Genomic DNA, 26898 nt, shown 5'->3' with positions numbered 1-26898 from the left:
ATCGAAAATTCCTATTGGCCGCTTTCGGATTTCAGATGTACCCGCTCGGTTGCGCGTCCGATACGGATGTCGTGGGTGGCCCGGCGTTCAGCTCGACGGATGATGTCATGGCGAGCTCCTTGGCCTTGGCCCGGATATCACTGAGCTGGATATCGCTTGGCGGCGTAGAAGAGTGGCAAGGATCGGTCCATTGAGCACTATCATTCTAGACGGTAACAGCCTGACGATCGAAGATGTCGTCCAGATTGCCCGCCAAAGGGCGAAGGTCGCGATTGCGGATCGCGCGCGTCATGAGATCGTGCGCGTACGGGCCTACATTGAGGAAAACTGGCTGACCGAGAATGCCCCGCCAACCTATGGTTTCAATACCGGCGTTGGCAAGCTGAAGGACTACGCCATCAGCCAGGCTGACAATGACAAGTTCCAGCGCAACATTGTTCTCTCCCACTGCTCGGGCATTGGCGAGCCGGCTTCCGAGGAGATCGTCCGCGCCATGATGGCGGTGCGCATCAATGCGTTCTGCCTTGGTGCCTCGGGCCTGAGGATCGAGGTCGTGGACCGGCTGGTCGAGATGCTCAATCGCGGCGTGCATCCTGTTGTGCCGATCCAGGGCTCTGTCGGTGCGTCCGGCGACCTCGCGCCGCTCGCGCATATGGTCTCCGTGCTCATCGGCTACGAAGAGGCCGAGGCGATCTTCGGGGGCGAGCGTATGCCGGCCCCCGAGGCGCTGGAGAAGGCCGGCATCGCGCCCGTGACTTTCGACCTGCGCGCCAAGGATTGCCTCGCGCTTATCAACGGCAACAGCCTGTGCGCTGGCATGGCTTCCCTCAACCTCTGGGATGCCGAGCGCCTCATGAAGCTCGCCGACGCCACCGGCGCCCTGAGCCTGGAGGCCATCCGCGGCGAGCAGGCGGCCTTCGATCCACGCATCCATGCGGTGCGCAAGCAGCCGGGCCAGATCGCCACGGCCGAGAATATTCGCCGGATCATCGCCGGTAGCCGACGCACCACGGAAGCCTGCCGCGCGGTGCATCTGGAGGACGACATCCTCCACCCGAAACATTCCGCCCGCGTGCAGGACCAGTATTCCTTCCGTTGTCTGCCCCAGGTGCACGGCAGCTGCCGTGACCAGCTCGATCACTGCAAGGCCATCGTGACGCGGGAATTGAACGCTGCGACCGACAACCCGCTGGTGTTCTGGAACGACCGTGGCGCGCTCGAATTCCTCTCTGGCGGCAATTTCCATTGCGAGCCGCTGGGTTTCGCCATGGACATCCTGGCAATTGCCCTTGTCGAGATCGGCAATATTTCCGAGCGTCGTCTGTTCGCCTTGTGTGACACCACCCTGAACTATGGTCTGCCGCCGAACCTGGCCGGCAAGCCCATCGGCCTCAACTATGGCTATGGCATCATCTCCACGGCGGCAGCCGCCGTTGCTTCGGAAAACAAGACGCTCGCCTTCCCGTCGACCGCCGATACCATTCCCACCAAGAGCAGCCAGGAGGACCACGTCTCCATGGCCACGTGGGCCTGCCGGAAGACGCGCCAGGTGCTGGACAATGTGCCGAAGATTCTCGGCATCGAGGCCATGCTCGCCGCGAAGGCCATCTTCCTCACCCAGGAAGCGCTGGGCGGCTTCCAGCTCGGCGGCGGCAGCCAGGCGCTGTACGACCTCATCAAGAGCCGCCTGCCGCTGCAGCAGGAGGATGCCTACATGCAGCGCCAGTCCGTGCCTGCGATCAAGATGGCGCAGAGCGGTGAACTGCTGGCGGCGGTCGAGGCCAGGGTTGGCGCATTAAACTGAGCCCAGGCCTCCGATCGACGGGCGGGTCCGTCCGGGCTCGCCCCGCTGGCCAGACGATGACACGACAGAGGCGCGCGCTTGCGCCGCCCGCGACCGATAACGCTCTTCAGGGAAATCACGATGTCTGATTTCGATCTCGTGCTGGCTGGCACACTCGTCTTGCCCCATCGCGTTGTTCCGGGTGGCTTCGTGGCGGTACGTGATGGCCGCGTCGCTTTGGTGGGGCAGGGTGCTCCCCCGGCGGCGCGCGAGCGGCACAGCCTTGGCGAGGCGCTCATCCTGCCTGGCGCCATCGACGCGCAGGTTCATTCGCTTTCGCAGAAGGGCGCTGAGGATTTCATCTGGTCGACGCGATCGGCGGCGGCTGGTGGCGTTACAACGATTGTCGACATGCCCTATGACGACGGCAATCTCATCTGCTCCGCCGAGGCTTTGAAGAGCAAGGTCGCACACGCCGCGCCCCAGGCGCGGGTTGATTTCGCGCTGCATGGCACGGTCAATCCCGAGGAAGGCGCGGCGCGCATACCCGAGATGGTCGCGGCGGGGGCCTGCGCCTTCAAGTTCTCCACTTTCGGCACTCATCCCGTGCGTTTTCCGCGCATCCCGCCTCAGCTCCTCCTTGAATGCTTCACGGCAATAGCCCGCGAGGGACTGGCGGCCGGTGTCCATAATGAGAACCATGAGGCGGTCGAGACCTACATGGCGCAGGTCAGGGCCTCGGGCATCACCGATTGGCGCGCCCATGGCCTCTCACGCCCCCCGATCACCGAGCTGCTTGCCATGCACGAGATCTACGAGATCGGGGCGATGGCGGGCTGTGATGCCCATGTGGTGCATTGCTCGCTTTCGCGCGGCTACGACATCGCCGCCGCGTATCGCACGCAAGGCTTCACCGCAACAGTGGAATGCTGCATCCATTACCTCGTGCTCGACGAGGAGAACGACGTGCGCCGCCTCGGCGGCAAGGCCAAGATCAATCCACCGGTGCGTCCCCGCGCGGAGGTCGAAGGACTTTGGCGGCAGGTGGCGGCCGGCAATGTCTGGCTCGTCTCGACGGATCACGTGTCGTGGACCGCGGATCGCAAGACCGACCCGAACATGCTGGCCAATGCATCCGGCGTGCCGGGGCTCGAGGCTATGGTGCCGCTGTTCGTCAAGGGCGCGCTGGAGCGCGGCGTGCCGCTGACCTGGGCGGCGCGGCTCATGAGCGCCAATCCGGCCCGGCATTTCCGTATCGATGACCGCAAGGGCAATCTTGCCGCCGGCTTCGATGCCGACATCATCGTCATGACGCCTGAGCCCTACGTCTATGAGGCGGCCGCCAGTGGTCACAACGTGGTCGACTGGAGCCCCTATGACGGGATGACGATGCCCTGGCGCATTACCGCCACCTACCTGCGTGGCGAGCAGGTTTATGACGGCCGGGCTGTGCTCGCCGAGCCCGGCAACGGCCGGTTCGTTCGCCCGCCACTCACCCGTGCGATCGCGAGCACGGCATGAGCGGACAGAACTGGCCGGTCAAGGCGAACCGGATCGCCGAGGATATCGAGGCGCTGGCGCGGATCACCGATCCGGACAAGCCCTGGACGCGGCGCGCGTTCACGCCGCGTTTCCTGGAGGGGCGTGCCTATATCGAAGCGCGGATGCGCGCCGCCGGTCTCGAGACGCGGATAGATGCGGCCGGCAATCTGATCGGCCGGCGCGCCGGCAGCAGGCCCGGCACTGGCACCCTCCTGATCGGCTCGCATTCCGACACCGTGCCCGATGGGGGCCGTTTCGACGGGGTGGCGGGGGTGGTCACGGCCCTCGAAGTCGCGCGCTCATTGGCGAATGCGGGCATCGTGCTTGAACATGATCTCGAGGTGATCGACTTTCTCGCCGAGGAAGTCAGCATATTCGACGTGTCCTGCGTCGGCAGCCGGGCCATGGCTGGCCGTCTTGATCCAGCATGGCTCGGGCGTGTCAGCGGCGATCTCACGTTGACGGAGGGCATCCGGCAGGTGGGTGGGGATCCCGACCGTCTGGCCGACGCGGCGCGCGGCGACATCAAGGCCTTTATCGAACTGCACATCGAACAGGGGCCGATCCTTGAAGACAGCGGCGATGATATCGGTGTGGTCTCGGCCATCGTCGGGATCACCCGGATCGAGTTCATCATAGAGGGGCGGCCTGATCACGCCGGCACTACGCCGATGCATGCCCGCCGCGACGCATTGGTAGCGGCGGCGGATCTCGTGCGCGCCGTCAGAGCACTCGCCATGGCGCATCCGGAGGGCGAGGGACATTTCACGGCGACCGTGGGCGAGTTTCGCGTTCTCCCGAACGCCGCCAATGTCGTTCCCTCCAAGGTGGAGCTGTTGATTGACGCACGCGCCGAATGTCGTCCCGCGATGGAGGCCTTCATCACGGCGCTGGCGGCGGAGGCAGCGATTCTAGAGCGGCAGCACGGTGCCGCCGTGACCGGCCCCCGCATCATCTCGGACAACGACGCGGTAGCCTGCGACACGACGCTCCAGCAGACATTGGCAGAGGCCGCCGACACGCTTGGTCTGTCGCGTCGGGCGCTCGCTTCCGGCGCCGGGCATGACGCGGCCTGGATCGCGCGGATCGCGCCGGCGGCGATGGTGTTCATACCGTGCCGGGAGGGCCGCAGCCACACGCCGGAGGAATGGACAGAGAATGACGCAATCGCCAAGGGCGCGGCCGTGATCCATCAGGCGATCCGACGTCTCGATGCGGGAGGGGCCGGCACGGCGTCGTGACCCATCACGGCACGGTTCGGCCGCCCTTATCGGCAGTTTCGACATCACTATCATTGGCAAGCGCGATCCGGGCCGGTTTGCTTCAGGAACACGATTGCTGTTTCGGCGACTCGCACGTCGGGGCGGCCAAACGTAAAACATTCTAAAAATGAGGGGTACATCAATATGTTGGATCGCCGGAGCCTCCTGAAGCTGACTGCCGCGGGCGCAATCGCGGCCGCGGCGCTCGTGCCCGCGTCGGCCGGGGCGGCTGAGCCGCCGAAGCCCGCCAAGTTGACGATGAACGTCTATGCCGGTCCTTTCGAAGCCAATATGCGCAAGGCGGTCATCGCGCCATTCGAAGCCGATACGGGCATAAAGGTGGAGCTCGTTCCGAGCGCTCCGCCGCTCGCGAAACTGCAGGCGCAGGGCGCCTCGCCAGAGCTCGATATCCTCATCGCCGGCATCGTCGAGAATTTGATCGCCGGCCAGCAGGGACTGATCGTCAAGCTCGATCCGGACAACATCCCGGAGCTCAAGGATATCTACGACATCGCCAAGACCCCGGACGGTGTCGCGGTCAACTTCTCGGCTCTGGGCCTTGCCTATGACAAGAGGCAGTGGCCGACCCCGCCGACCTCCTGGTTCGACCTCGCCTCGGACAAGACGCCGGGCAAGATCGTGGTGCGCCAGCCAGACGCCCAGAACACCGTCGCCTGGATGGCTATCATGGCCAAGGAGCTGAACGGCGCCTGGCCGGAGAAGCCGGAAGACTACAAGAAGGTCGGCGAACTTCTGACGAAGAATCTCAAATCGCGCCTCGCCGCCATCACTACCAACACCGCCACCACCCGCGCTGGCTTCACCAATGCCGGCGCCGGTCTTGCGGTATGGACCGACAGCCAGGTCGCGGCCTTCGCCGAGGAGAGCAAACTGCCCCTCGCCTTCGTCATCCCGAAGGAAGGCGGCGTCATGATCGCCACCACCGCGATGGTGACCCGCACGCCGAACAAATACTGGGCGGAAAAGCTGATCGGCTACATGCTGCGGCCGGAAGCGCAGAAGATCTTCGCGCTCAACGGCTACTACGCGCCGTCAAACAAGACCGTCGTCGTTCCCGATGACGTCGCGGCCAAGATGGTCTATGGCCAAGCCAAGATCGATACGCTGCTGCGGATGCCGTGGGACAAAATAACGCCCATCAACCAGCAGATCTCGGAAACCTTCTACGAAGCCGTCAACTGACCGGCAACGCCTCTCTCGATGCCTCCCGGCCGGGCCCCTCGTTGGCTGGGAGGCGCGACCCAGCCCAAGCCGTGTATTCGCCATTTGGGTATGATGCGGCCATCCCCATGCCAGGAGTTTGGAACAAACGATGACCGCCGCGAGCCTGACTGCGGAGTCGCTAGCCCATGCCTATGGGGCCGCGCCTCCCACGCTGAAGGGCATTTCCTTCACCATCGAGCCGGGCGAGTTCTTCACGCTGCTTGGACCCTCCGGCTGCGGCAAGACGACGACCCTCAGGCTCGTTGCGGGATTGTTGTCGCCGACCGCCGGGCGGATCCTGATCGGCACGCGCGACATCACGGCCGTGCCGACTCACGAGCGCGATATCAGCGTGGTTTTCCAGAACTACGCGCTATTCCCTCACATGACGGTTGCCGACAATGTGGGCTATGGCTTGAAGATCCGCGGCAAGCCGCGGCGTGAGATCGCCGCTGCCGTCGAGGAAGCGCTCGCCACTGTGGGCTTGCCGGGCATGGACAAGCGTTATCCGACCGAACTCTCCGGCGGCCAGCAGCAGCGTGTGGGACTCGCACGCGCCATCGCCGTCAAGCCGCGTGTGATGTTGCTCGACGAGCCCCTGTCCAACCTCGACGCGAAGCTGCGCGAGCAGATGTGCCTGGAGATCGCGGCCCTGCAACGCCGTATGGCCATGACGGTGCTCTACGTGACCCACGACCAGGCCGAGGCGCTCGCCATCTCGGACCGTATCGCCGTAATGAGCGGTGGCGAGATCCGCGAGATCGGCACACCCACCGAGATTTATCGCCGGCCACGCTCGCTGACGGCCGCAACATTTCTCGGCGATACCAATCTGGTGCGCCTGCGGGTCGGCCGAGACGGCGTGACACTGCCTTCCGGCAAGGCGTTGGCGATGGCGACGAACCCGGTCGCGGTCGGCGGCGAGGTCACTGTTGCCATCCGTCCTGAGGCCATTGATTTCGTGGGGCTTGACCCAGCTGGGGCGCTGCCTTCCAACCATTTTCGCGCGCTGATCGAGAGCCGCGTCTATCGCGGCGCGACCAGCCAGATCGTGCTCAAAGCCGAGGATTTCCCTCAGCCGGTGCAGGCGCTGGTCCTGGGCGAAGCCGGCGGCCAGCCAGGCGAGACGGTGGTCTTTCGCATCGACCCCAACGAGGTCCATCAGGTTGCGGGAGCGGCCTCATGAGCGCCGTCCCCGTCCGTGGGAGCCGTCGGCCTGATCTACCCTTCGCGGCCTCACCCGCCTTTGCGCTCGCAAGCCTGCCGGTGCTGGCTTTCTTCGCGGTTTTCATCGGCTGGCTCGCGGTCATCAGCGTGTTCAAGCCGTCGGTGTTTGCGGTCTACACAGCCAACTTCACGCTGGAGAACTATATCAAGGTCTTCACCTCGCGGATCTATTACGAGGCGTTGCTGCGCTCCATCTGGCTGTCCGCACTCTCCACCGTCTTCACCGTGCTGATTGCCTATCCCATCGCCTACCATATCTGCCGGCGGGCGGGCCACCTGAAAGGCGCCTATATCGCGATCGTGGCCTCGGTGTTCCTGGTGACCTTCGTCATCAAGATCTACGCTTGGCAGATCCTGCTCGAGCGCGCGGGCCTCGTCGACAGGCTGCTGCAGCTCCTTGGTCTCACCCAGGGCCCGACGCGTCTCATCGGCACCGAGACGGGCATTCTCATCGGGTTGGTCTATGCGAGCCTGCCCTACATGATCCTCTCGCTCATCACGGCCGTCGAGAAGGTGCCACGGGATGTGGAACATGCGGCCGCCGTGTCCGGCGCGCCGCCGCTGACCGTCTTCCGCACCGTGACGCTGCCGCTGACCATGCCGGGTATCGTCACCGGCGCGCTTTTCACCTTCGCGCTCAATGTGGCCGCCTTCATCGTGCCGGCGTTGCTCGGGGGCGGCACGATCACCATGGCTGGCCTGCTTATCCAGCGGGTGTCGGTGGGAGTGGGCACGGCCGGCGGCAACTGGCCGCTGGCGGCTGCGCTTTCCGTGGTGCTGCTTGCCATCAGCGCCCTGTTCAGTCTGGGGCTGGTGCGCGTGTTCTCGTCGCGGCGATGGAGACTGGCGGCATGATGGTTCTCAGTCGCTCTCCCGCGGCCCGCGCGGCGCGCATTCTGGCTCGTTGCGCGTTCTATGTCGGCATGATCTTCCTTATTCTGCCGGTCGCTGTCGTGGTGATGTCGTCGTTCACCGCCGGCGACGTCGTGAGCTTCCCGCCTCAGGGCTGGAGCACGCGCTGGTACGGCATTGCCGCGGGACGCCAGGACTTCCTGTCGTCGTTGTGGCTGACGCTGGTCCTCGCTATCGTCGTCACATTCATCAGCCTTGTCCTTGGGCTCATCACCGCGCTGACGATTGTGCGCGGCCGCTATCGCGGACGCGGCGCTCTCAGCGTCGCGGCGCTGGCACCGCTGTTCGTGCCGAATGTGGTGATCGGCTTCGCGGCTTTGCCGGTGATGGCGGCGATCGGGCTGCTCGGCAGCATCTGGGCGGTGCTGATCGCCTATGTGATCATCGTTTTTCCCATGATCGTGCGCGCTCTGATCGGCACCATCGAAAGCCTCAACAGTTCGACGGAGGAAGCTGCCCGGGTCTTCGGCGCGACCCCGCTGCGCGCCTTCATCACGGTCACCTTGCCGCTCGCGGGGCGCGGCATTTTCGCGGCCGCCATCTTCTCCTTTGTCGCCGTGCTCGACGAAGCGGTGATCATCGCCTTCATCGGCGGTACCAATACGGTGACCTTCCCGATGCGGCTCTTTTCCTACATCGCCGAGACCTACGATCCGGTCGCTTCGGTCTTCGCCACGCTCATGATCGTCGCCACGACGGCCCTGATGCTGGTGCTCGACAGGTTGATCGGGTTCGAACGTCTCGGCAGCAACCGCTGATCCCCAACAGAAGGACGTTGCCTGCATGGCCGTATCAGCCAGCCCAACCCCGCAGCCGCGGCTCGAGCTCAATGTTCCCGATCTTGATCTCACGATCGGCATGAGGCTCGATGTCGAAGGCAATCCCGAACTCTGCGCGGCCATCCGCGCCATGCTGCCCCTGAAGAGCTTATTCGGCCATGTCGTCATCTCCGGCGACGGCATCTGGTTGCCGAGCCGGCTCGTTTACATGGGCAAGCCCGTGATGGTGACCCGCACCGTCGGGTCGGTCTATCTGAACGCCCCCGGCCAGTCGATCTGCCTGACCTACGGCGCCATCACCGAGACGGCGGTGGTCAACGAATTCGCTCATGTGGAGGACGACAGTCTCGCCGCCCTCAAAAGCGTCGGCGATGCCGTCTGGCGCCGCACGGTCACCGATCCTGTCCGCCGTAGCGTGCTCGGCATCCTGCGTGAAGCGAAGGACTGAAACAAATGAGCACCACGCTCCCAGCAACCAAAACCTGGCAGGCCGTGCAGGCCGAACTCGAGGCAGAGATCGACCGCATCTGGCTCGATGAGCCCCTGGAGATCCAGAAGATCCGCCTTGGAGTCATCGACACCGGCGCCGGCTCAGGCGGGCAATCTTTCTCGATCATGGTTCATCTGGAAGCATTCCTGATGATCTTCGGCGCCAATGTGTTCTATCGCTTCGTCCGTCTGGCCAAGGATCAGGATGACCTGACGCTTGATCAGCTCCGCGTCATGACACGCGCGTTCCTGCATAAGCCCTTCAATGTCTTCGAGTTCATGGGCGATCTGGCGCTGCATGATCTGCACCGGCTCGGCAATGACTATCTCGCAGCGCTCGATGATTTGAAAACGAAGGATGATTACATCGCGTTGACAGGCTCCATGATGACGTACGTCATCCGCCTGCATCGGTGGATCCACTTCCACTTCCCGTGGAATCTCGGCGTCGCGTTCCCCCATCGCACAGTCGAGGAACTGAGCGCATTCGCGGCCGCGGCCAAGACGGGCGCCTGATAGCGTCTCCCCCCGCTTCAGCACTCGTCCCAAGCGGCAAAGCCCGCGTGAGGTCACTCACGCGGGCTTTGTTTTGGGATTTCTGCGGCTCCGGGAGCCCACGTTGCGGCGAGAGCTTCGCCACCCCTTCCTTCTTCCCACAAGGGGCCAGGGTAAGGGGCGGGGCGTGTCTCATCGGGTCGCCGCCTCAAAGAATGCCGAGGGTTCTGAGCTTCATGCGCGCCGCGTCCAGAAACTCGGCCGGCGGCAGGGCTTGCGTGATCCCTTCCGGCCGATCACCGTCCTTCGCGGTGGCGTCATAGCCGATCTTGGTGATCAACCCGCCGTGTTCCAGTGGCTCGGACCGATCCGCGGAAACGGCCGGCACGATGACGATATCACGGTCGCCTTTCATCCGCGCGCAACGCGCGCGGTCGACAGCGGCCAGGTCCCACGGGTCGATATCCTCATCAACCACCGTCACCGACTTGACGATATTGACTGCGCCCCAGCACACGAAAATGGCGCGCTTGCCCTGGCCGGGTTTCGGCTTGACCATCTGCACCACGGCGTCGTTGCGCCCGGCGCCCGACGCGGTGACGGCGACCTCACCGACATTGGGGAAGACGCGTGCCAGAGCGATGCGCAAGGATGCGGCGATCGGCAGGGCTCCGAGGTAGATATGCTCGCCGTGATATCCGGGCTCGATGACCTGGAACAGGGCGTCCCGGCGATGCGTCCGGCAGCGGAACTCGGTGAGGAAGCCGGCGCCGTAGTCCTCGTACATGCCATGGTATTCGGAGATTAGCCCCTCCTTGATGGGCGTGTCGACATCGATAGTGCCCTCCAGCACCATCTCCGCGTGGGCCGGTACCATCAGGTCAACAGTCCGGCAACGCACGAGCTCCACCGGCTGGCCAAGCAGCTTGCCGGCGCAATGCATCTCGTCGTCGCCCAGCCCGAGATAGAGACACCCCGCGAGCTGGATCGCGGGATGTGCGCCGAGCACGACCGCGATCTCCAGCTTTTGCCCGAGGCTGGCGGCTTTGCGGGCGAGATGGGCGAGATGGTGGTTGGGCGCGATACCGATCATGCCGGTCGCCGGACCGGTCACCAGGATGCGGGCGTAGGAAGCGTTGCCCCGTCCGGTCTGCGGGTCCTTGGCGACGATCAGCCCCGCCGTGATATAGGGCCCGGCCTCAGCGGCGAAGAAGGTAGGCACCGGCAGGCCAGCCAGTGGATCGGCCGTAGTGATAACCTCCTGAACCGGCCCCCCGGTGATTTCGACAGGCGGGATTGCGCCATCGATCGCCTCGATAAGTCGGCGTTGGATCTGATCCTTGTCGATCTTCAGCGCACGGGCGATCCGGTCGCGGTTCGACAACAAATTACCGACTGCCCGAAAGCTGCTGCCCGCGACCTTGTCGAAAATCAACGCCTTGCCGCCGTCGGCAACGGACAGGCAGGCGGAGAGTTCGAAATGCGGCGAGACCTCGTCGGGAACATGGGCAAGTTCACCGCTCGCATCGAGTTCAGCCAGATAGGCGCGCAGCGATTGGAGTGACGACATGAACGCATCCTGTACCGGGCGGCGCGCGACCTGCCCGCAACTGATGGGGCTGGTCGGGCCCCTGTTCGACGAAGCGGCCGCCATGGCGCCGCCTCGGTGAGATGGACGGACGGCGGACGTGCCGCCCGGAGGGGCGGCACCCGTGACGGGGCGCCGCGCCAATATGGTCACAGCCGTTCGACGGTCAGCCAGACGACGTCCTTGGTGGTGTAGTTGCTCTCCCAGATGGCGGCGCCGAGGCGCTCGATCTGGCCGAGATCTTCCACGGCGATCTGACCGAGGACGGGAGCGAGAAGATCCTCGGTGGTCGGGCCATACTGCACGATGATCTTTTGACCGGTGTTCTGTGAGAAACGCACGCGCCCGAAAGGCGCCTCGCGGATCACCTCGCGCCAGGCGACCGGTGCCGTGGAGAGGATCGGTGTCCAGGCATAGATCGACTTGCCGGTGACCATGGCGTGCGACTGGGGCACGCGGAATGGCGCCGCTTCCAGGACATCGCGGCAGAGCTCGGGATTGCGGAAGGTCGCCAGCTGTACCTTCACCGAAATGCCGAGTGGTTCCCAGGACATCCTGATCCAGGCATCGCCAATCGCTTCGGAAGGGATGCGTGACACGTCGAAATAGGAGCGATCCTCGGGCGGCACGCTGTCGTAGCGGAACTGATCGCCGAGGTCCCAGGGAAAGTAATGATGGTTCCAGGCGTTGAGGCGGTTCGCGTAGCGGTTGAGCGCCGCGAGGCCCGTGGCGATGTCCTCGATACCGGCGGTGGGGAAGGCCTCGCGCAGGCGCTCAGCGAAGTCGCCGAGCTTCCTGAGGCCGCTGTAGCCGAGATAATGCGAATAGGCCGGGTCGAACTCGGTGAACAGCTGCGCCATCTCGGCCGCCGTATACTTGCCGGACCGCGCCATTCGTACCAGCGGGTACAGCGTATAACCCGTGTAGTCGCGGAGCATGCCGGCCGCGATGTCGTAGGTCCCGAAATATTGGCCGTACGAGCCGGCATTGTCGCCATGGCGGCCAGTGCGGACAAGACGCCACTCCTCCGGCTCGACACTGGTGATGGCGGCGCTCTCGACGTCGAGCGCGGCGGCGATTGTCTTGACATCGGTCATGGTCAGCTTCCGGTTCAGATGCAAGGGGCCCGGCACATCGTGACGGCTGGGCGGGATCAGAGAATTTTCGAGAGAAAAGCTTGCGTTCGCGGGCTCTTCGGCTGGTCGAACACCTCCGCCGGCGGGCCTTGTTCGACGATCCGCCCGGCATCAAGCATGATCACCCTATCGGCGACCTCGCGGACGAAGCCCATCTCGTGGCTGACGATCAGCATCGTCATGCCCTGCGCGGCAAGGTCGCGCATGACGGCGAGGACCTCGCCCACCATCTCAGGGTCAAGGGCGCTGGTCGGTTCATCGAAAAGGATCAGCTCGGGATCCATCGCGAGCGCGCGGGCGATAGCCACCCGCTGCTGCTGGCCCCCCGAGAGCTGGCGTGGATAGGCGTGGGCCTTGTCGGCAAGCCCGACTCGGGCGAGATGTTTCTCGGCCACGGCGCGCGCGTCGGTTTTCGACCTGCCAAGGACGTGCACCGGAGCCTCCATGACATTCTGGAGGGTGGTGAGATGCGGAAACAGGTTGAAGCGCTGAAACACGAAGCCGATGGAGCGGCGCTGGGCGGCGACCTTGCGCGCCGGCAGCTTGATCAGCCCGCCGTTCGCCCCCACCCGCACGCCGAGCGTCTCGCCGGCGATGCGTACTGTGCCGGCCGACGGCGCAAGCAGATGATTGAGGCAGCGGATCAATGTGGTCTTGCCCGATCCCGAGGGCCCGATGATGGCAACGACCTCGCCCCTGGAAACGGAGAAGGAGACCCCCTGGATGACTGGCAGGGCACCGAAGTGCACCTCCACGCCGTCGCATTCCACAAAGGCCGGTTCACGCGCAGCCGACTTCATCACGCTGCCCTCGCGTTGGCCGTGACGGTGCGGCGCGAACCCGACAGGCTCCGCTCGATCAGCATCTGGATGATCGTCCAGGCACCGGTGAGCGCGAGATAGTAGACGGAGACACCGAGATAGACCTCGAAGGACTTGTAGGTCGCCGATTGCACCTCTTCCGCGACTCGGAAAAGCTCCGGCACCGCGATCACGCTGAGCAGGGAGGTCGTTTTCAGCATCTGGTTGAACTGGTTGCCGAGCGGCGGCACGATGACGCGAGCAGCCTGCGGCAGGATGATCCGGCGCATGGCAAGCGCGGGCGTCATGCCAAGAGCCTGCGCGGCCTCGGATTGGCCCTCATCGATGGACTGGATGCCGGCACGGATGATCTCGCTCATATAGGCTGCCTCATGCAGCCCAAAAGTGACGATGCCGGCGACCAGCGCGCCCTGCACCCACAGCGGCCCGATGAAGACACGCGGCGGGAACAGGTCCGCACCACCCAGGAGATAGGGCAGTCCATAATAAATCAGCACGAGTTGCACGAGAACCGGCGTTCCGCGAAAGAAGAAGAGATAGCTTTGATTGAAACCGCGCAGCAACCCGAACCGGCTGAGACCCGCGAGCGCCAGAAGACAACCCAGAATGACGCCGAGAACCTGCGAGGTGACCGCGGCCACCACTGTCAGACCCAGCCCCTTCAATAGCGCTGGGCTCGGCGAGAACACGAAGCGAAGGAAAAAGCTCGTGTCGAAGACGAAGCTCACGTCGCTATCGAAATAGGCAAGAATTGAATTCAGCATGGTGCTAGCCGGCTCGGCTCAATGTCTTGACGATCCCAAAAGGGTCGAAGGCAGGTCACGGGCAGGGCTTGGCGCTGGTGCACATGGTCATGCCGGCGGCAACCCCCCATTTGTCGGCCATGGCCTGCAGCTTGCCGCTTGCCTGCAAATCGTCGAGCGCCTTGCGGAATGCGGCGGCGACGTCCTCGCGCGGCTTGGTGACGATGATCCCGAGCGTCGAGGGGGGCACTGGCGCGCCGCCAATTTCGAACTTGCCGTTCGATCGTGTCTGGAAATAGGACAACACCAGGGTATCGCCGACCATGGCGTCGACGCGGCCCAGATCAAGTTCCTGGAATGCGATCGTATTGCCGGGGAAAGCGGCGATCTCCATGGGCGGCTTGCCGAGCTTGGTCAATTCCTCGTTCGCGGCCTCCAGGCGGCGCTGGTTGGCGCTGCCAAGGAGCACCGCGACGCGCTTGCCGGACAGGTCGAGATAGGTCTTCAGATTTTGCGGGTTGCCCTTCTTGACGAGCAGACCCGAGGCCACCGCCCAGTAATCGACGAAATTGTACTTTTGAAGACGCTCTGGGCTCTTGGAGGTGCTGGCCATGATGGCGTCGCACTGGCCGGTATCGAGAGCGGGAAAGATGCCGGAGAACTTCACGTTCATGATCTCGATCGGCAGCTTGAGCTCGTCACCAATGCCCTTCAGCATGTCGATAGCGACACCGGTCGGGGTCGAGCCATCCTCTGCCATATACTGGTTGGGAGGGCTGTTGAGGTCCGAGCAGAAGACAATCTTGCCCGCCTTGGTGAGGGAATCGGGTGCGGCTTCGGCCATGCCGATACCGGCCACCAGCGAAGCTGCCAGGATGAATGCGCGACCGGCTATGGACATGGAATGCCCCTCATTCAGCGTATGAAGAATTTCCACGGAGTGTCGGGGAGGTTGCCCTCACTTTGGACGCGAGAAATGCCGAAGCTGACAATCATGAAAATCGAACGTCACCTGCGCTTGGCCTTCACGCCGTGATTATGTTCACCCCATGCTCAGATTTGTGGCTTCCATCCTGCGGCGCTCTATGCTGCTCTTGGACGCCAGAAGGACGCTTCCACGGCTGAAGGGGCCGCGATGAACACATCGGGGATGGAACTGAGACAGCTCGGTTACTTTGCTGTCGCTTGCCAGAATCCCAACTTGGTGGCGGCCGCGGCGGAACTTGGCATCGCACAGTCGACCCTGAGCGCTGGTCTGCAGGCTCTGGGGGAACAGTTTGGCGTTGCCTTGTTCCAGCATGCGGGTAAGCGTGTCTATCCCCAGCCGGCGGCGCTCTGGCTGTTCAGGAATGCCGTCACGCTGCTGCACGCGGAGAGCTTCGCACGCGCCTATATTCAGTCAGGAGCGGAGGGCGGCATTCGGCGCGTCGCCATTGATCTCAATCTCAGCTTTGCCATCGGGCGGTTGTCGAAGGCCCTCGGGCGTTGCGTCGAGCTGCTGCATCCTCTGAATCCCGATGTTTTCTTCGACTACAGATTTCTTTTTGGTCCCGAGGGGCCCGCGAGCGAGCCGAGTGGGGTGGGGCCACTGATCGCCGCCGATCCATGCGGGGTGATCGAGATCGACATGATCGATCCCAGCCATTCCGGAAGCCGGGATATGATCCCGCTGATCGACGATCCCTGGGTGGCGGTATCGCTGGCGAAGCCATTAGGGGAGGTCGAGAGCACACCGCTTGTGCTGCTCCGGATGTCGCGAGACCTGCAGAACAGCTTGATGCAGGCGGCAGAAGCAGGCGGTTTCGCTCATCGAATTCAGATCGTCGACGAGGACCCGACCCGGCTGCCGCGGCTGATGATCGAGCAACCCCAGGCCGCCTTTGTCATGCCGCGCAGCATGCTGTCGAACCGGTTGGGTCTTATCGACGTCCATGTCGAGCCGCTGCGGCTGGGCGCGTCGCGGTGGATAGGCGCACGCATCCGCGTTGACCATCCTGCCGCGCGTGTATTCGTGGATGCGCTCAGAAATATTCTGCAGAGCCGCGAGCAGAATGTTGTCTTTCAGCCGAAGATTACGCTGCGGCAGATGCGCTACTTCCAGCTTTTGCATCGCAGCGGTGGCATCGCCGCCGCGGCGCGGGCCGCGAACGTGACACAGCCGGCTGTTACCGCCCAGCTTCGCAAGCTTGAGCAGACCCTCGATACACCTCTCTATCGCATCGCGGGCGGCAGTCTGGCGATCAATACGGCTGGCGAGAGGCTGCGCACGGTTGTCGATGCCATCGAGGTTGGGCTGAAGAAGATTGCGACCGGGCGTGACGCGGTGGTTGCGGGCCATAGCCAGCTCGTTCGCATTGGCATGATTCCCGTTGCGGACAGTGGCAGCACGGTCGCCAGGGCCATGGCCGCCGCGATCACCAGCTTGCGCCGTGCATGGCCCGGGTACACTTTCAGGATCGTCGAGGCGCGGACGAAGACGCTGCACGATCTCGTCAGTAGCGGTGCTGTCGCCTTCGCGGTCGTGGAAACCGCAAATGCCCAGGCGACGCGTGTTCCACTTGGCCTTTATGAACCGCTGGCCCTGATCGCCAACAAGGCGCTTGGCCTCGAAGACGGCGTCGCCATTCCGTTCTCGCGGTTGAAGGATCTCCCGCTCGTCCTTGGTGGAGCGTCCTTCGGAATACGCGCCCTGCTCGACCAGGCGGCCAGGGCGACGGGGATAAGGCTTAGAGCCTGCATTGAAGTCGAGTCATTTCCCCTAAGCCTTGCGATGGTGGAGCAGGATGAGCTCTGCACCGTGCTTCCGCCGCAAGCCGTGCTGGATAGCGCGCTCCGTGAACGCGTAACGGTTTCCACGTTGGTCGACCCCGTCATACGGCAGCCGCTCAACGTGATATTCTCGGGACAGCGGGCGTTGAGTGATGTCGAGCGCGACTTCATCGCGCTCCTGAAGCAGCAGTTGTCGGCGGTTCTGCAGAAAAACACGGAATACGGAAACGAGGTTGCGCGGCCCTGAGCCGTAACGAAGAAGCGCCGCTCGGAGACATCTCAGCACGGCCATGTCTTCTCCGTTATGGCGGGTGGTCCCGGCTGGAAGAGCCGGCACCGCCTCCGGATCCGCAAGTTATGCTCTTGTGTGGAATTAGACCGCGCGGGTCACGCCGCCATCGACCCGGATATTCTGTCCGGTGATAGCCGGCTGCATCCGACAGGAGGAAAGCAATGGTCGCGGCTATTTCCTCCGCCTTGCCAAAACGGCGCATCGGCACGCTATCGCGACGCTCTTCGGTCGCCGGCAGGCTGTCGATCCAGCCCGGAAGCACGTTGTTCATGCGGATGCTCTTCGCCCGCATAATCGTCCGCGAGCGATCAATCGATCCCTGCTCGACCTTAGGACGAGCCGAGCGCTTAATTTTGGCACGAGGGCGCGCGAGCCACTCGTATGGGAAACAAGAAATGGCGCACCGGACAGGATGAAACTGGGAACCTCTATATTATTGTAAGTGTTATATAATTTCTGTCTGTGAGGCGCCAGGCGGTGGTCAGGTTGGTCCCTTCTGCAAAATCAGGAATAGGTTGCCAATTTTGTCGTAGAGACCAAAATCGAGATGGTTCATGCGCCATCTCAATTTGTCAGGACGCTGAACCGAGATCCCATAGCTTTGGAGTTGCGGTACCGCAGACGGATCGTCCAGCAAAGGATCGATTTCCTTCATTAGCGTTCGTGGACAAAGGTTGACTGAGGAATCTGGTTTTGATTCAAGGCTTCCATTTGGAGGTAGCCTTGGGCGAACGGATTGGCGTGACGGACGAGGAATGGGGTCTGATCGGTCCGCTTCTTCCGGCTGAACGTGGTCGCGGCTGCCGGCCTGCTCAGGACAATCGCAGCTATTTCGAAGGCATGATGTGGATGGCGCGCACGGGAGCGCAATGGCGGCATCTGCCTGACGAATACGGCAAGTGGAACAGCGTCTTCCGCCGTTACCGACGCTGGGTCGAGACCGGCGTATTCGAGGCAATGCTCGAAACCCTGGCCGAACTGGTCGAGCGCGATCGAAGCGCCGACATGATCGACAGCACGGTTGTCCGGGCACATCATTGTGCGGTCGGCATAAAAAGGGGACTCAGGAGGCCGAGGCGCTTGGCCGATCGCGCGGCGGCTTCACCACCAAGCTCCATGCCCGATGCGATGCCAAAGGCCGTCCGCTCGGTTTCCTCCTGACGCCCGGGCAAACCCACGACACCCAAGGCTTTGCGCCTTTGTTTCGGATGATTTCCGACCGGATCGAGGCTTTCCTGGCCGACAAGGGCTACGATGCAGACGCCATTCGCGAGGAGATCGCTGAGGCCGACATCGAAGCCGTCATCCCCGCAAAGAGCAATCGGCGCGACCCGATCCCGCACGACAAAGCCAAATACAAATGGCGAAACCAGATCGAGCGGCTCTTCAACAGGCTGAAGAATTGGCGACGCGTCGCCACCCGATACGACAAGACCAAGGAATCCTACCTCGGCTTTGTCGCCATCGCCGCAGTCAAACTATGGATACCCTTTGTCCACGAGCGCTAGTCGAACTACCTGCTGCGCAGCCATCGTTCCCCCCATAGTCGTCCCGGCGGTGGTAATTGCAGACATCAAAACTGCGGAACCAGAAGGCACATTCGCTGTTGCGCGCTGCTCGTGCAAGGCATGGAGTCGAGTGCGTTCCGTAGACCCTGGAGTAAACACGTCGTGATCGAAGATGGCGACGATTTCAAATTCGTTTCTCGTCACATGACAGAACGCAAGTTCGTTTGTCCGGTCAGCATGATCTTGCGAAGCTGTGACATCGCCCAAATGGAAATGATGGAATCCCATCACATTTAAAACTTGGTCTTTGTCGGACCAACGGTCCTCAAGTGTCGCGCTAGGGGCAGATGAAGCAGGCGTAAAGCCTTGCGTCAAAGGCGCGAGTGATAGATGGGGCGTCAAGTCCTCACCAGCTTGGACTCTGGCAAGTAGCTTTGCTACCTGTGGTTCCCATACAGTCCAGCGAGAGTCATTCTTAGCTTCGGCGCAGATGGAAACTGATCGTGATCGCTGCCCGACAAAGCGAATACGCCAGTTGAAGTAGGCGATTAGGACATCTGTGATTGATTTTTGCTCCATCACCTTTTTGGACGCCCGGTCATTTGGAAATCGCGGAATGGCGAAAATCAAATCATTTCTGAAGCGTTCGATTCTCTTTGAAGTGGTCATGTGGGACACGGACTTTTTTACTTACTCTTTCTAGGTCTATGGATCCGAGGCGTCGACAAACTCGTTCCTTGCCGTCGGGTAGGACTCGGCTGATCCCTCACACGTTGCCTGCAATCCGCAGGAGATAAGTCGCACGCGTCTCAATAACCGCGCGGACGGCCTTCAGGACCTTATTTTTGGTGCCGCCTTCCTCAAACTCGGCCAGAAGCCCGTCCGCCTCTTTCCCGATGCGTCCAGCAAGATCGGCGATGTCCTTGACTAACAAGCGCTGCGCGCCTCGCGTTTCTGGCACGAGCGTCAGCCAGTGTTTCAACTGGATGGTGTCAGGGACCGCCCGCCCGCCAATCGCCATGGCTTGTTTCTTCGCAAGCCGCGGATAGGCGGCCGTGCAGACGACATCGTAGAGTGGCGCAAGGTCGGGAACCTTACCGCGATAAAGCAAGGCATAATTCTTCCCGTGCGCGTCGGCATTGCCGACAAGGTAATGGAAAATCAGCGCACGTATGAAGGCCAGCCGATCCGCCGCCGGGCGAGCGGTGGCCCGGTCGATCAGCCCCAACGACCGCTCTGTTCCCGGCCCCCCTTCTTCCTCATATTTGAGTTCTGGCGGCACGCTGAGCGCCTGACAGAAGTCCTCTTGATGAAGACGCGTGATGGTCCCGTCATTGTGGGCGGCACGGTCGTAGCGTTCCACAAGAAGAAACGGGATCGTTCCGCCGTAGCGCATTTCGACAGAAGGCACGGGAAGCTTCAGGCGCGCTGCCAGCCGCAGACAGAACAGCTCGTTCTCAACCGTGCCGTCGAGCGCCTGGATGAAAGGCTTCAGGATATGCGTCGTCGGGCGCCCGCCTTTGGCGAGCCCAATGGCATCGCCTTCCACGCAGACAGCAATTTTGTCCTGCGCGCCGGCGAGCGAAAGCCGCACCCCTTCCTCGCCGCCGAGCAAAGGGCGTTCACGCAGCTTGCCGAGGATTTCCTCAAGGCGGGGCTGGCTCAAAATTTCGATGCCGTCATCGTCGGACGAGGGCGGTGCCTCACCAGCCGGATAGAGAGACAAGGCACCGGCACATTCACCGCCGATAACTTCCAGCAGCCCGAAAGCGTTGCCCGCCGAGATTCCGAGCGCACCCGCCAGACGCTGGCGCGCCCCTTCATCCGGCAACAGGCCGGAGAAGAAAGGGCGAACAACCCTATCCGTATAGGGAGCCTCCTGCAGTGGCATCGAAAAAGAGATGGCGCGCGGGTCCGGCCCCGTGAGATAGCCGGGGTCATAAGCAAAGCTCAGAGCCCCCGCCTCGTCCTGAGCGAGCGCACCGGCCTTCGTCTCGCCGAACCACACATCCAGCAGATGCGCCATCAGCCGCCCTCCTGCCGTCTGCCGACAGACACGGTCAGCCCCAGGGACGCCGCCACCTGAAGGGCGCGGCCGATCTGGCAGCTTTCCTTTCCAGCCTCCAGCTCGCGCACGAAGCGCACGCCGACACCCGTCAGGCCCGCCAGCTGCTCCTGCGTCAATTTCTGCGCCTTCCTCTCTGTGCGGATGAGAAGGCCCAAGCTCTTGCTGTCTAGGATCGTTTGCATAAATCACCCCTATCGGGACGATTTTACCGAAACATTCGTTAAAAATCCAGAAAAAGAACCGAACGGGATGATTTTAGTATTCACTGCCGAGCACAGCTCCAAAACGTCCCGTACGGGACGAATTAGACCACGAACAGAAAAAAGCCAACCGCGCCGAGGGCGCGGTTGGCGTCGTCGCTGATTGGCTACTAAGCTGCGTTGTCCAAGCTGTCGGACAACGGGTCACGAGCGCGAAGAACTTCCGGAAGCCAGCCCGTCCCGGCAACCTCACGGGCAGCAAGCGCTGCCAGCTCGGCTTTCTTCATCCGGCTCCATGCCGGGGCTGCAGGCGTGCCTTTCGCCTCGCAGAGCGCCGATACGATCTGCGCGCTGCTGACCCGGCCGAAGTAGGTCGGAACGTCGGGAACGTAGTGCTCTGCCATATCGAACCCAATCGCTTCCGCCAAAGCGTCCGCGTGGGCAAGACGTGCGCCACCGATACGATCACCCTTCTGTCGGATGGCATCGATTGACAACGCTCCGATATGGGCAAGCAGCGCCAGCAACACATCCTGCGGCTGCTGCAGGCACCAGTTCCAGAGCATGGCAGGATCTTCGGGAAGACGCTCGCTCCATGCCCGATGCGAATCCGCCATCCGCTGCACGGCGGCATAGGCCTCCGGCACGCTCATACTGCGCTCCGGGCTGGCGAAATCGACAGACAGCTTCACACAGGTCTCGTGCGCGAAGCGATAGAAGGCCTGTAGAGCCAGAGCATGAACGACGGCTGCTACCATGACTGATACGTTGCCAGCGGCTGTTGCCTGCAACGCCGACGTTCGACGTGCGGTCAGGTCGGTGATGAGCGTGGCCGGAAGCCCTGCTGATGGCACGACATCCGCAACCGGTTGTTCAGCAACCTCCGGCTCGACGGCGTCATCGCCACGCATCAGACCCCGCTCGACAGCAACATCACCGCCCCAGCCCACGCTGACGATAGCGCCAGCGGACGCCAGGACGTCGTCGCTCCAGCGCTCCTGCTGTGCCTCGATGTCATCGAGACGGGCCTGGATCTCATCAAGGCGCGCCAGCACCGTTTCATCGCCTTCGTCAGCTTCAGCCGAGTCGGCGAGTTCATCGTACTCGGCAGTCAGGGCGTCGATTTCCGCCTGCTGTTCGTCAGTCAACGGAACCCGCTCGGCAGCCGCACGGCGATATTCTGCCAGTGCGGTACGGTCGAGCGTAGGCATGATTTCAACCCAGCCCCAGCCTTCGGCGCGCACACCGTCGGCAATAGCAACGAGCTTCTCGGTTACGAGACGGTCGAGTAACGCCGGGTCCAGGATTGTTCCACTATGGCTGTCGTCGAACAGGTCGCGGCGCACCAGGCCACCAGCCTCCTCGTAGGCATGAAGCCCAACGAACTGCACACGCTTGTCGGAAACAGCGATTTCATGTTCCGTCAGGACGCTGCGGATAAGGCGTGCTGAACGGTTCCACTCCGGCAAATCGCAGAACACACACTCCTGGGCAGCGTGATCATCCGAAATCGCGAAGGCTTGCGCGACTTCGAGGTCAATATCGCCGTTACGATAGGCCTCAAGGATGACCGGGCTTAAACGCCCCAGCTTCAGACGTTTGATGACAACAGCTTCGCTAACCCCGAACCGCCGAGCGACGACATCGGCGCTGAGACCACGGTCCACGAGGTCTCGGAAGGCCTCGAACTGGTCTGCAGGGTGCATGGCGACCCTGACGACATTCTCGACAAGGCTGATTTCACCAGCATCAGCGTTGGTAGTCACAAGCTGGCACGGGATTTCCGCGTCGCTGGCGATGCTCCCCTTCTCAGCGAGCTGTTTCAGGGCGAGCAATCGGCGCTGCCCGGCGACGACAGCATATTTACCGCCTTTGACTTTGCGGACGATGGGCGCCTGCAAGAGCCCGTGTGCGGCAATCGAGGCACAAAGCTCTTCGATTCCTTCGGACACACCGGTCTTGCGGACATTGCCGTCCCATGGGACGAGCTTGTTGAGAGGGATAGATAGCGTCTCGGTCATGACTTTCTCCTTTGTTGTCGGTTGGCTCAAGACGCCAAGGAGAAAGGACGGGCGAACAAGCCGCCGGGTCACTGCTGAAAGCAGGTACGGCCAACACGGCCCGGCAAAGCCGGGGTGGTGCGGGCAGGCCGTTGACCGGGCGGCGCGCCCGGCCGTGATGGCGTCATGGATTGAGCGAACGGCAACGCGGGAAGTTATGTCCAGACGACCTATGCCTCGCTTGCATGGGTGCTGCCCCTTCGCAATCCCAACACGCAAGAGAGGTCAAGCTCGACACCGAATTTGACATTGTCAGCACTTTTCTACTATAGTCCTGACATGGAGAGTCGCCATGAGTGATGGGCCTCATAAAAGTCTGCCGATGAGACGGCACTGGAAAGACCTCGCGGAGCGAGCGGCCAAGGCCGCTTACTCCGCAGCCGAGGTTTGCGAAGCCTTGCCTCACGCCCTTCGGAAGGATTTGCGCGAGGCGCCACTTGCATCCATCCGCGATATTCTATCCGGAGGTCAGGGGTCTCTTTTTGCGGACGACAAAATTCAGCGTCTGGAGGCGGTCCGGCAAAAAAGTGTACGGTCAGCGGCCAGCAATCTTGTCATCGATTGCGCGATCCAATCCGTTGCGGACGGGCTAACGGGCGACACGGCCTACAGGGCAACCTTGGAAAATGCCTGCGCAGAGCGCGTGTGCGGCGGGTTCCGAAGCGTCGAAGAACATTATCTCCGTGAAGCCGGTGCGCGCAGTGCGAATTTTGTGCGTCAGCGGCTTGACGCAGCGCGCCGCCAGCAGGATTTCGCAGCTGTTGTTTCGGGGATGATGTCTGATGGAAAGGCGCCGCATGGCGGTGACCGTCTCCCCCGACACACGGGAATCGACGAGGGGCCAAGCCTATGAGCGCTGATCCCTATTTCATGCATATGCCTGCAAAAGAGATTGATGTCGTCGAGCAGGGCCGACACGCGCGGACCGGACGTGTCGCCTTCACGCTAGGGCGCGATGTCAGGTTCTCGACCGCTGCGCTGGAGTCGTTCGCATTCGCAGGGTGGGAGGCGATAACCCACGACGCTCTCATCGTTGCAGCGGCCGTGGAATATGCTGACAAGATCGTAAAGCGGCCAACCCACGGCTGGGGCCGCCGCCTGAGCCTGCGCGTCCCGGTCCACGATCCAGGGCGATGGGCCGCGCCGGAAGTGGCTGAGGCCCTGCATGATGCGCTTGGCTTTCTCACCGGGGATGTGTGGGCAATCAAGTTCGTAACCCGCAAGCGACCAGAACCTGTTCTCTCGCCGGGTATGCTGCCTTTGCCAGTACCGACGCAAGCGATCCTCGCCTTCAGTGATGGCATGGACTCGCGTGCTGTTGCAGGGCTTACGGGCGCAGCGCTTGGTGATCGCCTAGTGCGGGTGCGCGTTGGATCGAAGACGTCCGACCGACCACGTCTGAACGGCAGGCCGGAGCCCTTTACCGCTGTGCCATATGACGTGCTGTCAGATATGCCCAACCGAGAAACAAGCGCCCGGACGCGCGGCTTCAAGTTTGCTGTTATCAGCGCAATAGCGGCTTATCTGACTGGGGCCGACGAAATCGTCATTCCGGAAAGCGGTCAGGGCGCGATTGGTCCCGCCCTCCTGACGGTAGGACATGCCTACCCCGATTTCCGCAATCACCCTCGTTTCACGCGACGGATGGAGCGGCTTGTCAAAGCCTTGCTGGGCAAGGAGGTCCGCTATGTCTTCCCGCGCCTGTGGAATACCAAGGGCGAGACGCTGCGCGCGTTCGCGGCTATCGATACCGCCGAGAGCTGGCGCGGCACCAAATCCTGCTGGCGCAATAGCCAGTGGAGCTCCGTGAACGGAAAGCAGCGGCAATGCGGTGTATGTGCTGCCTGTATGCTCCGTCGCGTGAGCGTTCACGCTGCAGGCCTCACCGAAGATCCTGACACCTATATCTGCGCTGACATGACGGCTGGCACGCTGGAGGAAGCGGTCGCGCCGGGCTTTACGAAAGTGAAGGGCGCGTTCCGCGACTATGCGGTTGCTGGTGTCCTTCACATGGATCACCTCGCGGACATGGCATCCGAGGACCATAAGGCCGAGATCGCCCGACATGCAGCATTGCTTGGTCCGGCCCTGGGCCTTTCGCCCGCTGATGCTCACGAGCGATTGGCGACCCTCCTCAACAAGCATTCAGAAGAATGGAAGACTTACATGAGCTCCCTGGGAGCGCGCTCGTTCGTAAGACACTGGGCGCGTACTGAACAATGACTGAGAATTCAGACAAACTTCCCGACACGGAGGTCGGCGAGCGGCTGCGCATAGCGCGCGAGACGGCAAAGTTCACGCAATCGGCCGCCGCTGAAGCCATTGACGTGGCCCGCACCACCATCGTGGCCATCGAAAAAGGCCAACGTCGCATACGCATGGACGAGCTACAGAAGCTAGCAACGATTTATGGCACTTCTGCCAACGCAATCTTGCGTCAGGAGGCAGTACACCTTGATATGGTCCCGCGCTTCCGCAAGCTGCCTCAAAGCGGCGGTGACGCGATTGAGAATGCAGTGCGCCTACTGAACGACCTTGTCCGTGCCGAGGTCGAACTGGAAAATGCGCTCGGCGTGAAGCGTATTCGCAATTTCCCGCCGGAGCGTCCGATATTGCCGGGCGACGTGCGCGCGCAGGCCGAGCAGGACGCGCAGGAGCTGCGCGACTGGCTGGGCCTCGGGCCCGGGGCGGTACTCGACATAGTGCCAATCCTGGAACAGCTCGGCATCCGCGTCTATGTACGGCGGCTCGACGGTAAAGTGTCAGGACTATTCGCTTATGATGACGCTGTCGGCGCCTGTATCTTGCTCAATGCAAGCCATCCGCCGGAGCGCTTTCGGCAAACCGGGATTCACGAGCTTGCTCATTTTATCTCGGCCCGCCGCCAGCCAGAGGCGCTGACCGAAGATGAGAAATTCTCCTCACGCGAAGAACGATATGCCGGCGCGTTCGCGCCCGCGTTCCTCGCGCCCGCGCGCGCAGTGCGCCAGCGTTTTGCGGAGATCACCGCAGGCCAGTCCCACCTGACCCGCCGCCATATTATCCTGCTTGCGCATGATTTCGGTCTCGCCCGTGAGGCCATCGTACGCCGGCTGGAAGACCTGTCCTTGGCTAAGAGTGGGACGTGGGATTGGTTTCAAAAGAATGGCGGGATCACGAATGAACAGGCCCGTCAGGTACTGGGCGAACTGCCCGACCGTTCCCTCCATGCAGCGGACGCACGCGGCCCGGTGCCGCCCCGGCTTGCGCTGCTGGCGCGCGAAGCCTGGAAGCGCGGGTTTTATAGCGAAGGCCAACTGGCGCGCCTGCTCCATCTGGATCGGCACGAAATGAGGGAGGTTCTTGACGGCGCAGAACTTGAGGAAAGCGAAGAGAATGAGCTCGTCAAACTTCCTCATTAATCCGCACCCTGTTCTCGTGGCCGACGCCAGCGTTGTTATCAACCTCAATGCGACCGGGTGTGCACGCGCTATCATGGCGGCCCTTCCCAACCGGTGGGCAGTTACGGCCAACGCTCGGGCCGAACTAATCCAGGGTATGCGCAACGGCCATAATGACGCGGGCGCCCTGCAGGGTTTGATTGATGCGAGAGCGATTGATCTTGTCACCGTCGGAGAGATGGGAGGCCGCGTCTATGAAAGCCTTATTGATGGATCAGCCCTGCGAACCCTTGATGATGGCGAAGCCGCGACCATCGCCTATGCCTATGAGGCGGACGGAATCGCGCTCATCGATGAGCGCAAGGCTATGAGCCTTTGCGCGAGCAGCTTTCCGAAGCTTCCCGTGGTCTCCACCGCCGAATTACTCTTGCACGAGGCCGTTATTCAGGCGCTCGGCCCGGAGGGTCATATCAAAGCGGTCATGGCCGCACTGCAAAAGGCCCGGATGCGCGTACCTCCGGCACATATCGCCCGTCTCGTTACGGTCATCGGCGAGGATGCGGCCGTCTCCTGCATGAGTCTGCCAAGGGCGGCGCGCGCGGCGGTATGAGATGCCTCTT

Annotated in this window: 24 protein-coding genes and 2 pseudogenes; 15 read left to right on the top strand and 11 right to left on the bottom strand. The window is 62.5% G+C overall.

Annotated features, from left to right (window positions below):
• Positions 1-190: 190 nt before the first annotated feature.
• The 9 genes from hutH to KIO74_RS12095 all read left to right on the top strand — a co-directional run bounded on the left by hutH (position 191) and on the right by KIO74_RS12095 (position 9734).
• Positions 191-1804 (top strand): histidine ammonia-lyase, encoded by a 1614-nt coding sequence (hutH, locus tag KIO74_RS12135; protein WP_213332217.1) that lies wholly within the window; start codon positions 191-193, stop codon positions 1802-1804.
• Positions 1805-1924: 120 nt separating this feature from the next.
• A complete protein-coding gene (gene ertD / locus KIO74_RS12130) occupies positions 1925-3304 on the top strand; it encodes a hydantoin-5-propionate amidohydrolase (RefSeq protein ID WP_213332216.1) in 1380 nt (459 codons plus the stop codon).
• Entirely contained in the window at positions 3301-4566 is a 1266-nt protein-coding gene (locus KIO74_RS12125) for a Zn-dependent hydrolase (protein ID WP_213332215.1), read from the top strand. Before ertD ends, KIO74_RS12125 begins: the two co-directional genes overlap by 4 nt.
• Before the next feature lie 165 nt (positions 4567-4731).
• Complete coding sequence (locus tag KIO74_RS12120) at positions 4732-5790, top strand: extracellular solute-binding protein (RefSeq protein ID WP_213332214.1); 1059 nt, start codon at positions 4732-4734, stop codon at positions 5788-5790.
• 130 nt (positions 5791-5920) lie between these two features.
• Positions 5921-6997: an ABC transporter ATP-binding protein gene (locus tag KIO74_RS12115; protein WP_213332213.1), complete on the top strand. Its 1077-nt coding sequence runs from the start codon at positions 5921-5923 to the stop codon at positions 6995-6997.
• Positions 6994-7893 carry an ABC transporter permease gene (locus tag KIO74_RS12110; protein WP_213332212.1) on the top strand — a complete coding sequence of 300 codons (900 nt, stop codon included), beginning with the start codon at positions 6994-6996 and terminating at the stop codon, positions 7891-7893. Before KIO74_RS12115 ends, KIO74_RS12110 begins: the two co-directional genes overlap by 4 nt.
• Positions 7890-8708 carry an ABC transporter permease gene (locus KIO74_RS12105; protein WP_213325976.1) on the top strand — a complete coding sequence of 273 codons (819 nt, stop codon included), beginning with the start codon at positions 7890-7892 and terminating at the stop codon, positions 8706-8708. Before KIO74_RS12110 ends, KIO74_RS12105 begins: the two co-directional genes overlap by 4 nt.
• Before the next feature lie 25 nt (positions 8709-8733).
• A complete protein-coding gene (locus tag KIO74_RS12100) occupies positions 8734-9177 on the top strand; it encodes a hypothetical protein (protein WP_213325977.1) in 444 nt (147 codons plus the stop codon).
• A 5-nt stretch (positions 9178-9182) separates the two neighbouring features.
• Positions 9183-9734, top strand: coding sequence for a cucumopine synthase-related protein (locus KIO74_RS12095; protein ID WP_213325978.1), 552 nt, complete (start codon positions 9183-9185; stop codon positions 9732-9734).
• A gap of 187 nt (positions 9735-9921) precedes the next feature.
• Here the strand turns inward: KIO74_RS12095 and KIO74_RS12090 are convergent, their stop codons facing one another.
• The 5 genes from KIO74_RS12090 to KIO74_RS12070 all read right to left on the bottom strand — a co-directional run bounded on the left by KIO74_RS12090 (position 9922) and on the right by KIO74_RS12070 (position 14902).
• On the bottom strand, positions 9922-11283 hold the full coding sequence (locus KIO74_RS12090) for a UbiD family decarboxylase (protein WP_213332211.1): 1362 nt from the start codon (positions 11281-11283) through the stop codon (positions 9922-9924).
• A 167-nt stretch (positions 11284-11450) separates the two neighbouring features.
• A complete protein-coding gene (locus KIO74_RS12085; protein ID WP_213332210.1) occupies positions 11451-12398 on the bottom strand; it encodes a cucumopine synthase-related protein in 948 nt (315 codons plus the stop codon).
• Positions 12399-12454: 56 nt separating this feature from the next.
• The gene (locus KIO74_RS12080; RefSeq protein WP_213332209.1) at positions 12455-13237 is read right to left on the bottom strand and encodes an amino acid ABC transporter ATP-binding protein; all 783 of its coding nucleotides are present in this window, start codon (positions 13235-13237) and stop codon (positions 12455-12457) included.
• Positions 13237-14022, bottom strand: a complete 786-nt coding sequence (locus KIO74_RS12075; RefSeq protein WP_213332208.1) for an amino acid ABC transporter permease — start codon at positions 14020-14022, stop codon at positions 13237-13239. The genes KIO74_RS12080 and KIO74_RS12075 overlap by 1 nt, the downstream gene beginning before the upstream one ends.
• A 55-nt stretch (positions 14023-14077) precedes the next feature.
• Positions 14078-14902, bottom strand: coding sequence for an ABC transporter substrate-binding protein (locus KIO74_RS12070; protein WP_213332207.1), 825 nt, complete (start codon positions 14900-14902; stop codon positions 14078-14080).
• 234 nt (positions 14903-15136) lie between these two features.
• Here KIO74_RS12070 and KIO74_RS12065 point away from each other — a divergent pair, with 234 nt between their 5' ends.
• Positions 15137-17017 carry a LysR family transcriptional regulator gene (locus tag KIO74_RS12065; RefSeq protein ID WP_213332206.1) on the top strand — a complete coding sequence of 627 codons (1881 nt, stop codon included), beginning with the start codon at positions 15137-15139 and terminating at the stop codon, positions 17015-17017.
• A gap of 126 nt (positions 17018-17143) precedes the next feature.
• On the opposite strand, the pseudogene KIO74_RS12060 reads toward KIO74_RS12065, so the two are convergent.
• Positions 17144-17348, bottom strand: a pseudogene (locus tag KIO74_RS12060) (SDR family oxidoreductase); the annotation flags it as partial.
• Between the two features lie 195 nt (positions 17349-17543).
• Complete coding sequence (locus KIO74_RS12055) at positions 17544-17717, bottom strand: hypothetical protein (protein WP_213332205.1); 174 nt, start codon at positions 17715-17717, stop codon at positions 17544-17546.
• 86 nt (positions 17718-17803) lie between these two features.
• On the opposite strand from KIO74_RS12055, the pseudogene KIO74_RS32640 reads away from it, so the two are divergent.
• Positions 17804-18570 (top strand): annotated as a pseudogene (locus KIO74_RS32640) (IS5 family transposase).
• Here KIO74_RS32640 and KIO74_RS12045 read toward each other — a convergent pair.
• The 4 genes from KIO74_RS12045 to KIO74_RS12030 form a co-directional block, all read right to left on the bottom strand.
• Positions 18541-19239: a hypothetical protein gene (locus KIO74_RS12045; RefSeq protein ID WP_213332204.1), complete on the bottom strand. Its 699-nt coding sequence runs from the start codon at positions 19237-19239 to the stop codon at positions 18541-18543. The pseudogene KIO74_RS32640 and the gene KIO74_RS12045 sit on opposite strands and share 30 nt — an antisense overlap.
• 97 nt (positions 19240-19336) lie before the next feature.
• Complete coding sequence (locus KIO74_RS12040; RefSeq protein ID WP_213332203.1) at positions 19337-20596, bottom strand: type II toxin-antitoxin system HipA family toxin; 1260 nt, start codon at positions 20594-20596, stop codon at positions 19337-19339.
• Complete coding sequence (locus KIO74_RS12035; RefSeq protein ID WP_213332202.1) at positions 20596-20820, bottom strand: helix-turn-helix domain-containing protein; 225 nt, start codon at positions 20818-20820, stop codon at positions 20596-20598. Before KIO74_RS12035 ends, KIO74_RS12040 begins: the two co-directional genes overlap by 1 nt.
• A 188-nt stretch (positions 20821-21008) precedes the next feature.
• Complete coding sequence (locus KIO74_RS12030) at positions 21009-22859, bottom strand: ParB/RepB/Spo0J family partition protein (RefSeq protein ID WP_213332201.1); 1851 nt, start codon at positions 22857-22859, stop codon at positions 21009-21011.
• A 331-nt stretch (positions 22860-23190) separates the two neighbouring features.
• Between KIO74_RS12030 and KIO74_RS12025 the strand changes: the two genes are divergently transcribed.
• The 4 genes from KIO74_RS12025 (at position 23191) to KIO74_RS12010 (ending at position 26888) form a co-directional block, all read left to right on the top strand.
• Positions 23191-23751: a hypothetical protein gene (locus KIO74_RS12025; RefSeq protein ID WP_213332200.1), complete on the top strand. Its 561-nt coding sequence runs from the start codon at positions 23191-23193 to the stop codon at positions 23749-23751.
• Positions 23752-24047: 296 nt separating this feature from the next.
• Positions 24048-25121 carry a 7-cyano-7-deazaguanine synthase gene (locus KIO74_RS31725; RefSeq protein WP_297258670.1) on the top strand — a complete coding sequence of 358 codons (1074 nt, stop codon included), beginning with the start codon at positions 24048-24050 and terminating at the stop codon, positions 25119-25121.
• Positions 25118-26299, top strand: a complete 1182-nt coding sequence (locus KIO74_RS12015) for an XRE family transcriptional regulator (RefSeq protein WP_213332198.1) — start codon at positions 25118-25120, stop codon at positions 26297-26299. Before KIO74_RS31725 ends, KIO74_RS12015 begins: the two co-directional genes overlap by 4 nt.
• Positions 26274-26888: a PIN domain-containing protein gene (locus tag KIO74_RS12010; RefSeq protein ID WP_213332197.1), complete on the top strand. Its 615-nt coding sequence runs from the start codon at positions 26274-26276 to the stop codon at positions 26886-26888. Before KIO74_RS12015 ends, KIO74_RS12010 begins: the two co-directional genes overlap by 26 nt.
• The last annotated feature ends 10 nt before the right edge of the window (positions 26889-26898 follow it).

Source organism: Chelatococcus sp. HY11 (genome assembly GCF_018398335.1).
GTDB lineage: Bacteria > Pseudomonadota > Alphaproteobacteria > Rhizobiales > Beijerinckiaceae > Chelatococcus.
Note: the sequence above shows the minus strand (reverse complement) of the source record. Positions and strands in the feature narration are given on the sequence as shown.